The sequence below is a fragment of the Thermoflexibacter ruber genome (assembly GCF_900113045.1).
Taxonomy (GTDB): Bacteria; Bacteroidota; Bacteroidia; order Cytophagales; family Thermoflexibacteraceae; genus Thermoflexibacter; species Thermoflexibacter ruber.
On sequence record NZ_FONY01000015.1, the window covers coordinates 64,784 to 79,685 of the forward strand.

Sequence of the window (14,902 nt, forward strand, 5' to 3'; positions counted from 1 at the left end):
AAAATATGATAGAACACAGCTTATGCAAACTTTCTCTCTACTTAATTATATGCTGGTCTTTCTATTTTATCTCTTGTCTAACAGCAATTTATATGCTCAAAAAGCATCTCTTGCAAATATAGACACTGTAAATAGTAAGTTCGTCGTAGGTGGCTACATCGATGTTTATTACGGCTATGATTTTAGCCAGCCTAAGGACAAGGACAGAGCCTATTTTGTCAATTCAGCAAGGCATAACGAATTGAATATCAACTTGGCATATATTTCCGTTGAATACACATCTTCCAGAATGAGGGCAAAATTTATTCCCGGATTCGGAACTTACATGAACGCTAACTATGCGGCAGAGCAAGGTACACTAAAGAATATAGTGGAAGGCAATATAGGTATTAAATTATTCAAAAACAAAGAGATATGGTTAGAACTTGGGGTATTAGGCTCTCCCTATACCAACGAAACTGCCATTTCCAAAGACCAACTTATGTACAGCCGTTCTTTTGCCCCTGAGTACGTGCCTTATTATCTGGCAGGAGCCAAATTAGGGATTCCTCTCAGCAAAAAAGTCCATTTTTCTCTTTACCTGCTCAACGGTTGGCAACAAATTAGAGATGTAAACGAAAGCAAATCCATAGGGACACAGTTAGAATATCGCCCTCATAATAGCCTGCTTATCAGTTGGAGTACATACATTGGCAATGAAAACTCTGTCATCAGACCCGATTTTGGAAATCGCTATTTTACAGATGTTTATTTCATTTATAAAAAAGGTAAATTCACTGGAACATCTTGCTTTTATGTAGGTTCGCAAGAAACCAAACATGCAGCAGGGAAAACAGAGCATCAAATTTGGTACAATGCCAATCTGATAGGGAGTTATAAGTTTGCACCCAAATTTTCACTTTCAGGGCGTTTAGAATATTTTAATGACCCTAAAAGTGTGCAAATTTCCCCTATCAACCCAGTCAATGGGTTTTCTTCCGCAAGTGCCTCTTTGTGTTTGAATTATAGTATAGAAAAAAATATTTTAGCACGTTTGGAAAGCCGAAGTTTCTTTTCTGATAAAACAGTTTTCCAAAACTCAGAAAGTAATCCTATGAAAAACAGTCAGCTACTTATTGGAAACATCACGGTTTGGTTTTAGATTAGATTTGTACTAAGCAGCGATGAACACTTACAAAGATAATCATTTTTTTTCTCTTCGCTCTCGGCTTGCCCCCACGCCAAGTGGCTTCTTGCACTTAGGAAACGTTTTTTCTTTTGTGCTTACTTGGCTCATAGTTAGGCAACAAAAAGGCACTTTACTTTTGCGAATAGATGATTTGGACAGTCAAAGAAGAAGAATTGAGTATTTAGACGATATTTTTCAAACTTTGGAATGGTTAGGCATAGACTATGACGAGGGGGCAGGCGGAACAGAAGATTTCCTAAAGAATTTTTCTCAAGAACACAGAATTAGCCAATACGAACAGTTGTTAAATGGACTTCTGAATATTTCTCCACCTTTGGTCTATGCTTGTAGCTGCTCTCGTAAAGAAATACAAAATAACTCGCTAAATGGCTTGTACACAGGATTTTGTAGAGATAGCAAAATCTTAAATCGGCATCTGGTTGCTCAAAAAACAGAAACTGCATGGAGGATAGAAGTCCCTCCAATACCTATTCGTTTTCAAGATGTATTCAAAGGAGAAATCAGCATCAATTTAGCAGAAAAAATGGGAGATTTTATCATTAGGCGCAAAGACCAAATTCCTGCTTATCAAATAGCTTCCTTGTCCGATGACCTCGAGTACAGAATCAATTTTATAGTAAGGGGGGAGGACTTGGTGAACTCTACTGCCGCACAAATCCTTTTAGCTCAATTTCTTAAAAAAGAAAATTTTACAAAAATTCCTTTTCTTCATCATCCATTGCTGTATGAAAAGGGAGAACAAAAAATGTCTAAATCACATGATTCCCTGTCTATCAAAGAATTGAGAAAAAGTTTACTCTCTCCCCAACCTATTTTCCAATGGATAGCAGAGCAGTTAGGCATTAAAAGCCGTATTTTTACTTTACAAAACTTGTTAGACGAGTTTGCACTAAGTAACATCTCCTCAAAACTTTATTTCCCTCGTTGGTAAAGATTTTTACTCTATCCCCATAAATTCAAAAACTAAACTCATAGCTTTTCTACTTGCCCTGATGACTGCGTCTATAGTATTAGAGCCGTTGTGAGAACCAAAAATGGTGTTATCAAACTGTCTTAGGGGGGAGTCCATAGGCAGAGGCTCCACCTCGAAAACGTCTAAGGCAACCGAGTGTACTTTCTTACTTTTTAGTGCTTCTATTAAAGCATTTTCATCTATCAAACCCCCTCTGGACACATTGACGATACGTACTTCATCTTTCATTTTAGCGAGGCTATTTGCATTGATAAGGTGCTTATTTTCAGGGGTCAAAGCACACGCAAGTACTACAAAGTCAGCTTCTTCTAACTTCTCTGGGAAGTTGAAAAAATTATAGTTATCATATCTTTCTCTATCTTTGGCGTATGGGTCATAGATATTCAACGCCATGTCCATTGCCCAAAGACGCTTGGCTACATTTTTGCCAATATCACCAAAACCTATAAGAGCTACAGTTTTCCCTGCTAAAGAAATGCCTGCGGGCTTTGCCCAAACGCCTGCTTTTACTTCTTTATCAATGAGATGCGTATGGCGAGCAAGGGCTATGACGTAGGCTACAGCGAGGTCTGCTACCTCACTCCCAAACATATAAGGGGTATTAGAAAAAGGAATATTTAAGTCTTTTACTGCCTGCAAGTCCACATTGTCCACCCCAATTCCCCACCTTACAGTTCCCTTCAATTTGCCTTTTTTCCCTGCCTCCAGCACTCGTCTGGTTACAGGGTCATCTCCAATAATCCATCCATCAAAATCAGGTAGTACTTGCACAAGCTCTTCTTCTGAAAGTTGTTGCACAAAATTTTTAGGCACGATGACTTCCACTCCTTTTGCCTCGAAGGAAGGTTTGAATCTATGCAGTTGCCCTATCATCGGAGGGCAGGTAAGTAATACTTTCACAGTAGTTTATGGTATTAAAAGGATTTTTAGATTTTTCTTATTCGTAATTTTGCCGTAATAATAGCAAATTTATAAGTCATTCCAACTGCCTTGCCAGTCAAAACCTTGTAATCCCTTAAATTTTTTCTTGTAATCATAAAAGGAAGGAATATCAAAGCAATAGCCATGATAGTAGTACTTACAATCAGTTTTTACAGCAAAATCTATTTCTAATAACATAGTGTAAATTCCCAAACTGCGATTTGCCAATGCAAAATCATACATACCGTAAACACTTGAAACAGCCTCTTTCCCTACATCTAAAAAACTCATGGCTACTAACCTGTCAGCCTGATAGACCCCAACTTCTATGGCAGGGCAGGGAACTTTGGCAGGATTTGTAGAAAGAAAAGTGTAAATACTTTCAGGCATGTTTGCTTTGAACTTTACTTTGTGTTTTTCAAACAAATCTAATACGTTTTGGGTTATCTGGATAGGCTGGACGAGAACACTTAAATCTTGGTTCTTTTTCCAAATTTTTTGCTGATTTTTTGAAAGTGTAAATTTTTGTAAGTCGACTCGCAAAGGAATCACATTGCAAAACTGTCCTTGATAAAAACTTACATTGTAGCGGAAAAAGTATGTACCAAAATGCCTCCACCCATTGGCTAAAACACTATCTAACGTTTCTGCTGTTATTTTCCTTGTGATAAAATATTCATTAATAAGGAAAGGCTTATACGTCCATTCAGACATAGACACTGAAGTATTAAATTATTTTTAAATTTTGAGGAATTTTATTTATTTTGCAAGAACTTTTTATAAATTTATTGAGTAGATTAAAGTTAAGATGAACAAAGATGCCGTCATAAAACTTAGTGAGAGACTTCAAGAAACCACAGGAATCAGCCTCTTGCCTTTGGACAGAGAAGAAATTGCCTTAAAGATAAGGAGTTTGATTCAGTTTCCTAATTACTTTGCTAAGACCATTTTTATTCCTACAGCTGTACTGCTGACCTTAACAGTGTTAATTACGACAGTGTTTTGTTTTCTCGGTCAGTATCTTTTAGGTACGATATTCTTTGTATTAGGAGGAACATTGGCTTCGCTTTGTGGGCTACTGTTTGGAGTAATCTTATTTATTAATCGTCTGTCAAAGGAAATAGAGTCTATTTTTACAGAAGTTCTCAAACAAGTACGTCTGCTTTTGCTTGAGGTTGGGGTAGCTGATGAGGATATGATAGTGGGCTGCATGGAAATTCCCGCACTTACAGAAGTCATAAAAGCAACAACCTTCATGGTAGGTATTTCAAACATAGAAAAAGACATTCAAAAGCGTTTACCTTATCTTTATTATCCTGTTTTCAACCTTATAGAGGGTTTATTTGAGTCGCTTCTCCAACGAGTGGAAACATATCTTGATTATGTAAACACCTCGAGTGAGTACAATCTTATGCCTAAAGCCTCAGGTATCTCCTCCTCCATTCAAAATTACAGCCAAAAAGGTATTTCAGATATAGACCGCTTATTGAGAGAGAGAACACAGCTGGTAAAAAAAGCAACCTATAGAATTAATAAAGTACTGAAAATCATTGTTTTTATTCTTGCAAGTATATCCTTTTTGCTCTGTTCTATCTTTTTAAGTTTAGCGATTTAATCCAATTGACCTATTTTTTACTTAGACTATACTATAGGATAATCTTTCATTCTTTGAACTTGTCCTGTTTTTGCAGATTCGTAAGAAGCAAAAACTAAGTTCAAAGTTTTGATGTTATCCTCTGCCGTAGTTTCACAATTACCACCATTTAACCCTTGCAATATATTCCTGTTGGTATCTACCGCACTTGAATGCGCTACCGCATAGGCAGGGTCAAGCCAAGAATACATCATAGGGGTTACTGTTTTTACAGTAGTCCCATTTTTAGTCGTAATGCGAATTTCACCATCCAAACCAAGATACATACTTCCTTTTTCTGCTTCTACCAAGACAAAAGTTTGCGGAAATCGCTCATTTTCAAGGATAGAGGCATAGGACATCTCTGCGTAGCAGTGCAAGCCACTTTCCATTTCCATAAAGACATTGGCGACGTCCTCGCCTTTGATAGTAGGATTTATTCGCATGGTTTTTGCATAAAGCGTATTGACCTCCCCAAAATAAAAACGCACAAGGTCAAGGATATGTACCCCTAAGTCTGCAATGATGAACTGCTCTAACTCTCTCAGGATAGGTTGGTTATCAAAAACAGGAAAGCTACAACAAAATCTCAGATTAGCTTTGAAAGCCTTTCCAATAATCTGAGTATCTAAGAGATTTTTCAACTCTCGCAGCGGTGCTTGCCAACGGAAGTTTTCGTGTATAAAAAAACGGATAGAAGCCTCTTTCGCCGCTCTAAGCATCTTCAACGCATCTGCTTGATTTTCTGCCATAGGTTTTTGGCAAATAGCGTCTATTTTGTACTTGGAGGCAAGTAGTACTAATTCACAGTGAGTGTTTACGCTTGAGATAATGTCGACAAAATCAAGTTTCTCGTTGCGAAACATCTCCTCTGCCTGAGTGTAAACTGTTGGATTGCCAAACTTTGTCGCTAATGCTTTGGCTTTACTTATATCCTTGTCGCAGACGGCAACTAATTTTACGCCTTCTAACTCGTGCCATGCGGCTACTTGGAAGTGCGACCAGAACCCACAACCTATTACTGCAAAGTTTTTCATTTTCAATGTATTTACTAATTTAGAAACAAACTTAATTAGATAGTTTTTTGCTCTTGATGCCTACTTAGCCAAAATCAGTAATACCAAGCCTATAAAATAAAAGCCAAACATTCCCGCTAATAGTTTGGAAGTACCTGCGGGAGCATTTGCAAATTCTTTCCAAACGAAAATTCCCCAAAGAGCCGCTACTATGGGAGCAGAATTGCTCAATCCGTAGGAAATAGCAAAGCCTGCTTGGTCTGCCGCCATAAAGCTAAACACCATTCCGCAACACCAAATCATACCCCCAAGTATGCCTATAAGATGTTGCTTAGGCGTGCCTTTGAGGTAATCTCTCATACTGACAGACTCTCCTTTAACAGGTTTTTTCATAAAAATAGGATTCAATACCCATGTGCTTAGGTAAGCCCCTACACAAAAGAAAAATACCCCTGTCAGCGGAGTTAGTTTGCCAATTTCAGGATTGGCATAGTCAGAAATCAGGGAAATAGCAACAAAGCGATAGAAAAAGGCAATGAGTACCCCTGCGATAAATGCAAGTATGACTCCCTTATAGGAAACTTCTGCTTTCCCTTGCTGTAGGCGTTGGTAGGCTAAGGTGCAAAGATAGATAGCCAAAGCAATCGCAGTCCCTCCCGCTAAGAGATAATAAGGATTTCCTTCGGGCTTGCCAATGTAATTGACCAAAATACCTAATAGCCAAGCTAAACCTCCACCTATTGGGAAGGCAGTTGCCATGCCTGCTAAGGAAATACCTGCAACTAAAAGCAGGTTTCCAAGATTCCAAATTACTCCTCCGAGCATGGCATAAGCGATATAGGTAGGCGTAGCCTGTGCGAGGCTCTCCCAAAATGTCTGCCCTGTATCACCCATACTACCTATGGTGATAGCCGCTAAAAAAGATAAAAGCAAAATGCCTAAGGCACAGTCCCAATAATAAAGCTCAAAACGCCATGCTAAACCTGCCCAATTTCGAGTATTTTGCCAAGAACCCCAGCAAATCATTGCTAAGATGCAAAAAATCACTGCTAATGGATAATTTTGAATGACTATCATAGTAGAAATGTTATTGATAGAGTAAAAAATCAGGAACGAAAGGCTGTATGACAAATATTAGTTTTTTTGTTTAAAAATTTGTATAATTAAGAAAGAATTTTTAGCAGTTTATAATCAGGTGTTGCTTTCAAATGTATGATAATTTTATGTGTTTAAAAAAATCCGTTCTCATCGGTACAATCTGTGTCATCAGTGTTCCAAAATAGAACACCGATAATACGGATTGGGCTGATAAACACAGATTTTTATTCAAAAAAACACTTTTCTCATCAAATTGATAACAGCAGATAAAATACCATCATACAATTGGAATCATCACCATCAGTACTTTATCAAATTTTTCAAAAGTTTGTGCCTTACCCTATTTGGATTGTAGATTCTGCTAATCAAAAAAATTCGACAAATTTTAAACCTTTCTGAGTTTAGTTAGTCTAAAAGAAATATTTTACTTTCTTTAGACCAACGACTTAACCACTTAAAAAACCATGAAAAAAATTTACTTCATTCTCATTGGCTTGTTTTTTTTGGCAAGCACCTTACAAGCCCAAAATTTAGAACTAAAAGGGACAGTATCGGATAGTTTAGACAAATCTCCCCTGATTAGTGCCAATGTAATCCTTACGGGTATCAGAGATACTACCAAAAAGTTTTTTACCACTACCGACTTAGAAGGCAACTTCAGCCTCAAACCTACTCAAAGACAACCTTATAAACTGAAAATCACCTTTATAGGTTATAAAGACATTGATACCACTATCTTCTTTCGCCAACCTGTGCTGGACTTAGGCAATATATACCTCGCTCCCAAAGTATCAATGCTCAAACAAGTCGAAGTAGTTGGGCAGGCGGCACTCGCCCAGCAAAAAGGAGATACAGTAGAACTAAGCACCAAAGCTTACAAAATGAATAAAGATGCTTCTGCGGAGGACTTGATAAAGAAAATGCCGGGTTTGACCGTAGAGGGAGGAGTAGTACAAGCACAAGGAGAAAACGTAGGGCGTGTATTGGTGGACGGGAGAGAATTTTTTGGGGACGATGCCGTTATTGCTTTGCGGAACTTGCCTTCGGAGGTCATAGAAAAAATCCAAGTTTTTGACCGACTAAGTGAGCAGTCCCAATTTAGCGGTTTTGATGACGGAAATACTATCAAAACGATTAATATCGTTACCAAAGCAGATAGCCGCAACGGTCAATTTGGGCGAATCTACGGGGGCTACGGTACTGATGACCGCTACCAAGCAGGCGCAACGCTCAACTATTTCAAAGAAGCTCGCCGTATTTCTTTGGTGGCTCTCAGCAACAATATTAACCAACAAAATTTTTCTTCTCAGGACTTAGCAGGAGTTTCGGGCAACCAAGGAGGAGGTAATCGCGGACAAGGAGGCAGAGGGCAAGGCGGAGCGGGTAGAGGTGGGCAAGGTGGCGGAAATTGGCAGGGGGGAAACAACAATGCCAATAATTTCCTAATAGGTCAGCAAAGCGGAATCACCAATACACATTCCATTGGCTTGAATTACAGCGATAATTGGGGAAAGAAAGTAACAATTACGGGTAGTTATTTCTTTAACCGCAGCACCAATGTCAATGCCCAAGACTTGGCTCGTACTTTGTTTTTAAGCAATAATACCAATCAACTCTACGACCAAAACAGCCTTTCGGAAAGTGCTAACCAAAATCACCGCTTGAATGCTCGCTTGGAGTACAAAATAGATTCTGCAAATTCTTTGCTGATTACCCCAAGATTGAGTTTCCAACTCAACGAAGCCTCTACTAATCTGACAGGAGCAAATGCTTTAGCCAATGGTGCTTTACTGAATAGAACACAAAATTTGAATCGCAACAATGTTTTTGCGTATAATTTTGGTAATGAGATTCTCTTTCGTCATGCTTTTAAAAAACGAGGACGCACCTACTCCGTTAGCCTTAATACTAATTTTAATAATCGCGACAACGAATCTTTCTTATTCGCTCAAAATGAGTTTTTCCAAGGGAATATCATCAATACTACTAACCAAAACCAGCGCACCGACCAGCTTACTAATGCTTACACTATTGAGGGCAATTTATCTTATACTGAGCCTATCAATCGCCAAAGCGTCTTGCAGTTAGACTATAATATTTCCTACAACAACAACTATTCTGACCGCAGAACCAATGCTTTCAATGAAACAAGCCAAACATTTAATATTTTGGACACTTTGCTTTCCAATACTTTTGATAATGACTATGTTTCTCACAGAGGGGGAGTAAGCTATCGCTATAATAACAGAAAAACGCAGTTTACGGCAGGTATGTCATACCAAAATGCCCAGCTTATTGGGGAACAGCTTTTTCCTATCAACAATACCGTTCAACGCAATTTCAATAACTTATTACCTAATTTTAACCTACGGTACAATTTTTCTAATACCAAAAATATTCGCCTTTTTTACCGTACTTCGGTCAATGCCCCTTCGGTAAACCAGTTGCAAAATGTAGTCAATAATACCAATCCTCTTTTCCTGACCTCAGGAAATCCAGATTTGGTACAAAGCTACAATCACCGCCTTGTTCTGCGCTACTCGGCAAATAATCCAGAAAAAGCCACCACTTTTTTCACCTTTTTTAATGTAAACTATACTCAAAATCCAATTAGCAATGCGGTTACGATTGCTCAAAGAGATACAATCATTGCCAACGAGATTGTCTTAAAAAGAGGTTCGCAATTCTCCCAACCTGTCAATCTTGACAATCAGTTGAATCTGAATTATTTTAGCGTCTATGGGCTTCCTATTAAAAAACTCAAAATTACGGTAAACTTCAATACCAGAGTAGGCTATACCAGAACCCCAAGCCTGATAAATAATACTACGAACATTTCTGATAGCTACGTTATCAGCCAAGGGCTTACTATTGCCAGCAACATCAGTGAAAACATAGACTTTAACCTTTCTTACTCAGGGAATTACGGTATAGTGAAAAACTCTATCCAAGCCCAGTTGGACAATACCTATTACTCGCAAACAACCAACCTCCGCACCAATTTTCTTTTCAGAAACTTTCTCTTGCAAAGCGATATAGGGCATACTTGGTTCACAGGTTTGGCAGGTGGCTTTAACCAAAACTTCTTGCTTTGGAACATGAGCATAGGGCGAAAGTTGTGGAATCAGAAGGGAGAAATCAAACTGAGTGTGTTTGACTTGCTAAACCAAAACAACAGCATAGTGCGAAATGTAAGCGAATCTTACATTGAGGACGTAAGAACCCAAGTGCTTCGCCAATACTATATGCTCATATTTACTTACAATATTCGGAATTTTGGAGGGAAAAAGTAACCTATGACCTATTACTCTGCTGAGGGTAATTTATCTATATCAAACACCAAAGGTGTGCTATATTTGTAGCCACCAAAGTGATTGCCTGACTAAACTCCGAAGAAGTGAAACCTGACTTACACGGCGTATTTGAAGTTCTTTAGGGAGTTTTCTTTGGTAAAGTTTATCTTTACTTATTGGTAACACATTTGTAAAATATAATCTTGTATGTAAATGTCCATAATTTTCTGCAGAGTTCATGTTCCAAAATTAGAATATTAAGCGTCATTCTATTCACCTGCTAAATATGAACAAGTAACAAGCTCAAGCTAATCAGAGTCGCAACAAAAATTTATTTAGAATTAATCTAAATAAATTTTTGTTTTTATAAGTTTGATATTATTTTTGCGAATATAATTGGAATTAGTCTAAATAAAAACAAATAAATTGACCTATGAAAAATTGTTACTATATATTAATATTTTTGATACTTTCTGCTGCTCCCTTTCTTACCTTAGCTCAGTCTATCAAAGGCAGCATCAAAGACCAAAATGATAAACCTGTACCTGCCTTAAATATCGTTTTAGAAGGCACGGGCATGGGTACAATCACTGATACGGAAGGACAGTTTACTATTACTAATATTCAAGCAGGAAAATACAAACTTGTAGTTTCTGGTATAGGCTACCTTAGCCAAAGGCAGAATATTGTTCTTAAAGAGGGTGATGAGTTAATCCTAAACCTTGTAGTAACAGAAAACATCACCGAACTCCAAAGCGTGGAAATCATAGGACGTAAGGAAACAACATATAAAAATGAAAGTTCCTTTATCGCAACCAAAACTGCTACTGCTCTCAAAGACATTCCGCAGTCGGTTAGCTATGTAACCAAAGAGCTAATCCAAGACCAACAAGCCATTCGTACAGGTGAAATTATCAAAAATGTAAGCGGTGTCAATCAGTTTTCTTTTTATGATGATTTTACTCTACGCGGTTTTCGTAGCAATGTACAGCTTATTAATGGACTACGAATTACAAGTGGATTCTGGAAACAGCCTTTAACTATCAACTTGGAGAGAATGGAAGTCATAAAAGGACCTGCTTCTGCTCTTTTTGGGAATACCGACCCAGGAGGCACCATTAACCGAGTTACCAAAAAGCCTTTGGACGAAAAACGTCAGTCATTAAGTTTTACTACAGGTAGTTTCCAAACATTTAGAGCTTTGGCAGATTTTACAGGACCTATGAATGAGCAAAAAACCTTGCTTTATCGGCTCAATTTAGGTTATGAAAATGCAGAGAGTTTTCGCAATATGCAGTTTAATAACAACATCGTTATAGCTCCTTCTATTTCTTTCTTACCAAGTGAAAAAACAAGAATCAATTTTGACATGGTATATAACCGTTCTAAAAGCCGCTTAGACAGAGGACAGGCGGTTTTTGGAACAGGCGACCTTTACTCTACGCCTATTTCCTTTGCCACAGGAGCAGTAAATGATTTTTTAAATGAAGATAACTTATTTATTACTGCTTCTTTAAACCACAAATTTTCTGAGAAAATTACTTTTAATACTTCTTACATGAAGTTCGCTTATGCAGAGGATTTATTAGAGCATCGTACTGCCAATAGATATGCCAAAGATGGAACGGGAAGGGATATTCCAACACTTTTAGAAATGCAAGTTTTCCTACGCCAGCGTAAGCGATTTGTAGATAATTTGACTACTTATTTTACTATTGATTTTAATACAGGAAAGAGTGTAAGCCACAAACTATTAGTAGGTTATGACTACATCCAAGAAACTGTACCTTTAGGCGGTGGCTTCTCTGTAGCAAGTGGCTATCGCAATGCCGCTAATACAGGAATCATCGGGACATTCAATCCTGCTAATGCAAGGAATTATTTGTTGGACAGTCGTGGGAATCCTATCCCTAACGTACCTCATTTTGACTTGGCAAGTGGAAATCCTTACCGAATAGCCGACATAAGCAAGTATTTCTTTACACAAAGTGTAATTGTGCCAAGTTTTTATAGCATTAATGGTTTTTATCTCCAAGACCAAATCAAAATAGGTAAATTACAAGCTCTCATTGGCTTGCGTCAGGAATACTACAATGACTTGTTCAGTTATAAAACAGCAGACGAGCAGAAAATACAGCAAACAGCCCTTATTCCCCGTATAGGTTTGGTGTATTCGCTTACGCAGCATATCAATACGTATCTAACTTACGTAGAAGGTTACAATCCTCAAACGGCTAGTTCTATTGCTAATCCTAATGCAGGAGGTCCTTTTGACCCTTTGACTTCTAAAATGATAGAAGTAGGAGCAAAAGGTGAATTTTTCGATAAAATGTTATCTGCAAATCTGGCAATCTATCAGATTACACAAAATAATATTCTTATCAATGCAGGTAGCCCCACCAATCCCGACCTGCTTCGTCAAATAGGGCAAGAAAGAGCAAGAGGCTTTGAAATTGACTTCATAGGGCGAGTATTGCCAAATTGGAGTGTAGTGATAAACTATGCCTATAACAATGCCATCATCAGCAAAAGTAGTAATGAATCCGAAATTGGAAATCAGAAACCCAATGCTCCCAAACACCAAGGCAACTTTTGGACTAAGTACGTAATAGACCGAGGGAAATTGGAAGGTTTAGGTTTTGGCTTAGGAGGGAATTTTGTAGATGAAAGAGTACCTTCACTGAACAGAGGGCAACGTCTCCCTAAGTATGCTCTGCTTAATGCAGCTTTATATTATAGTTTTAATAAATTTTTGATTTCATTGAATATCAATAATATAGGAAATAAAGTGCACTGGGTAGGAGGTTACGACTATATCAGGCTTTTCCCCGGCGCGCCACGCAATTTCTTAGCTACCGTAGCTTACACCTTTTAATCACAGAATTAAAGATACATACTTACTATATTATGTTAATTTTAGATATTGAATGAATCTCAATATCCAATTACATTGAAAAAACTACTCTGTTTTATGGGGTAGCTTTTTATATTCAAACAAAATTAGTTTGCGAATTTATTTGATTGAAAAAGTATTACTATCCATCTTTTACATCTTACAGGTTTGCGAAATCTATCAGGTGTGAGTATAACTTTTGAATCCAAAACTTATATAACAATTATGAAAAAAATTATTAACAAAGTTCATTTGATATTAGGTTTAACCTCTGGATTAGTAGTCTTCATTGTCTCACTTACAGGCTGCTTATACGTTTTTGAGGAGGAAATCAGAAACCTCACGCAGGCGAAATACCTCTATGTAATACCTGAAAATAAGGAAAAAATAAATGTCAGTCAGGCAATCAGTATCGTAGAAAAGCACTTTCCCAAAGAGAAAATTACCCAAGTTCGTTGGAAAACTGCTCCTGAAAGCACCATCATGGTTCGCACCAAAAGCAACAAAATGATTTCTATTCACCCTTATTCGGGTGCGTTAATAGGTGTTCGGGATATGGAAACTGATTTTCTAAATGCAGTAGAGCATATCCATACCTCTTTGTTGTTAGGGGATATTGGTTCTGAAATCATAAAGTGGAATGTGTTAATTTTCTTTATTTTATTGATTACAGGACTTGTTTTGTGGTTTCCTAAAAATGTACAAGTCCTCAAACAAGCCCTTACAGTTAAGTGGTCAGCAAAATGGAGGAAAGTGAACTACGATTTTCATAGTATTTATGGCTTTTATATGTCTTGGATTTTACTACCTATTGCTCTAACGGGGATTTGGTGGACATTCGACTCGGTCAAGGATTTTGTCTATTGGGCAAGCAATTCCAAGCAGATTTACAAAGAAAAGATAGTTTCAGAAGTTCCCAAAAGTTTGCAAAATATTGATATTCAAAAAACAAACTCAAATATAAATCAGCTCCATGATTTTTTTGATGAAAAAATTATGGAAAGAAAATCTCTCATTCAACAATGCTATCTTCACGCCGCCAAGCAGGGCGAGGGTTTTAATCAGGTTTTTATTAACTTGCCGCAAGACAGTTTGGCTACGATTCGGGTACTTTTCCGATATCCTTATACAAGTTTAGTGCGCAACCAAAGCAATTTTTATTATGACCAATATTCAGGTAAATTACTTAGAGTAGATTTGTACCAAAATTACTCAACAGGCGATAAAATTCGTAGCTCAAACTACGACCTGCATACAGGTAAAATGTTTGGCATAGTAGGTAAGATTTTGGCATTTCTGGCAAGTTTATTTGCTACAAGTTTACCAATTACAGGATTTTTAATTTGGTATAATAAACGTAATTATAAGAAAAAGAAAGAATTGAAAATCGCTGCACCAAAATCTGAACCTTACGTTTTAACATTGCACAATAGAAAATAACTGAGAATTATTCTAAGCAAAATTTGCTTACTTGAGTTTTGATACATATATTTAATCACTTATTCTTAATAAGTCTAAATAAAAACAATTTCACTGATTTGGCAAATGGATAAAAATCAATCGAAGCCTATGAAAAAGCTATTAGGTTTTACTTAGTAGTTTTTTGTTACTAACACCAAGCATAATAGAGATAGATTCATATTTATTGTTATGATAAGGTGAAGTACGCATAAAAACTGTCAGACTTTGTCTGGCAGTTTTTATCTCAAGTAGAAATTTATAGCCTTAGCGATATTTTCTAAAAAGAGATAAAAAAACAAGAGTTATAAAAACCTATCTGGCAAGTAAAAGTGTACTTGTACAAACTCTTTTTCAGAATATGTGTTTCTGTTTCGATAAGCAAGAGTATCAAGAGTTTAGTTTTATACTATCCGTTTCAAGATGTG

The 14,902-nt window shown here is 37.2% G+C and carries 10 protein-coding genes; 6 read left to right on the forward strand and 4 right to left on the reverse strand.

The features are described from left to right. Nucleotides 1–22 precede the first annotated feature (22 nt). Both BM141_RS09655 and BM141_RS09660 read left to right on the forward strand, forming a co-directional pair. Nucleotides 23–1,141 carry an outer membrane beta-barrel protein gene (locus BM141_RS09655; RefSeq protein WP_245764037.1) on the forward strand — a complete coding sequence of 373 codons (1,119 nt, stop codon included), beginning with the start codon at nucleotides 23–25 and terminating at the stop codon, nucleotides 1,139–1,141. A 22-nt stretch (nucleotides 1,142–1,163) separates the two neighbouring features. Continuing rightward, nucleotides 1,164–2,120, forward strand: coding sequence for a glutamate--tRNA ligase family protein (locus BM141_RS09660; RefSeq protein ID WP_091544601.1), 957 nt, complete (start codon nucleotides 1,164–1,166; stop codon nucleotides 2,118–2,120). Between the two features lie 6 nt (nucleotides 2,121–2,126). Here the strand turns inward: BM141_RS09660 and BM141_RS09665 are convergent, their stop codons facing one another. Together BM141_RS09665 and BM141_RS09670 are read right to left on the reverse strand one after the other, a co-directional pair. After that, nucleotides 2,127–3,062: a phosphoglycerate dehydrogenase gene (locus BM141_RS09665; protein ID WP_245764038.1), complete on the reverse strand. Its 936-nt coding sequence runs from the start codon at nucleotides 3,060–3,062 to the stop codon at nucleotides 2,127–2,129. Nucleotides 3,063–3,131: 69 nt separating this feature from the next. Continuing rightward, nucleotides 3,132–3,797, reverse strand: coding sequence for an arginine-tRNA-protein transferase (locus BM141_RS09670; protein WP_091544606.1), 666 nt, complete (start codon nucleotides 3,795–3,797; stop codon nucleotides 3,132–3,134). 94 nt (nucleotides 3,798–3,891) lie between these two features. Between BM141_RS09670 and BM141_RS09675 the strand changes: the two genes are divergently transcribed. Further along, nucleotides 3,892–4,698 carry a hypothetical protein gene (locus BM141_RS09675; protein ID WP_091544610.1) on the forward strand — a complete coding sequence of 269 codons (807 nt, stop codon included), beginning with the start codon at nucleotides 3,892–3,894 and terminating at the stop codon, nucleotides 4,696–4,698. A gap of 26 nt (nucleotides 4,699–4,724) precedes the next feature. Here BM141_RS09675 and BM141_RS09680 read toward each other — a convergent pair whose 3' ends face one another. Together BM141_RS09680 and BM141_RS09685 are read right to left on the reverse strand one after the other, a co-directional pair. After that, on the reverse strand, nucleotides 4,725–5,753 hold the full coding sequence (locus tag BM141_RS09680; RefSeq protein WP_091544613.1) for a Gfo/Idh/MocA family protein: 1,029 nt from the start codon (nucleotides 5,751–5,753) through the stop codon (nucleotides 4,725–4,727). A gap of 60 nt (nucleotides 5,754–5,813) precedes the next feature. Further along, entirely contained in the window at nucleotides 5,814–6,809 is a 996-nt protein-coding gene (locus BM141_RS09685) for a GRP family sugar transporter (protein ID WP_091544616.1), read from the reverse strand. Between the two features lie 485 nt (nucleotides 6,810–7,294). Between BM141_RS09685 and BM141_RS09690 the strand changes: the two genes are divergently transcribed. The 3 genes from BM141_RS09690 to BM141_RS09700 all read left to right on the forward strand — a co-directional run bounded on the left by BM141_RS09690 (nucleotide 7,295) and on the right by BM141_RS09700 (nucleotide 14,456). Further along, nucleotides 7,295–10,123 carry an outer membrane beta-barrel protein gene (locus tag BM141_RS09690; RefSeq protein WP_091544619.1) on the forward strand — a complete coding sequence of 943 codons (2,829 nt, stop codon included), beginning with the start codon at nucleotides 7,295–7,297 and terminating at the stop codon, nucleotides 10,121–10,123. 433 nt (nucleotides 10,124–10,556) lie between these two features. Further along, nucleotides 10,557–12,998, forward strand: coding sequence for a TonB-dependent receptor (locus BM141_RS09695; protein ID WP_091544622.1), 2,442 nt, complete (start codon nucleotides 10,557–10,559; stop codon nucleotides 12,996–12,998). Between the two features lie 243 nt (nucleotides 12,999–13,241). Then, a complete protein-coding gene (locus BM141_RS09700; RefSeq protein WP_091544625.1) occupies nucleotides 13,242–14,456 on the forward strand; it encodes a PepSY-associated TM helix domain-containing protein in 1,215 nt (404 codons plus the stop codon). Nucleotides 14,457–14,902 lie beyond the last annotated feature (446 nt).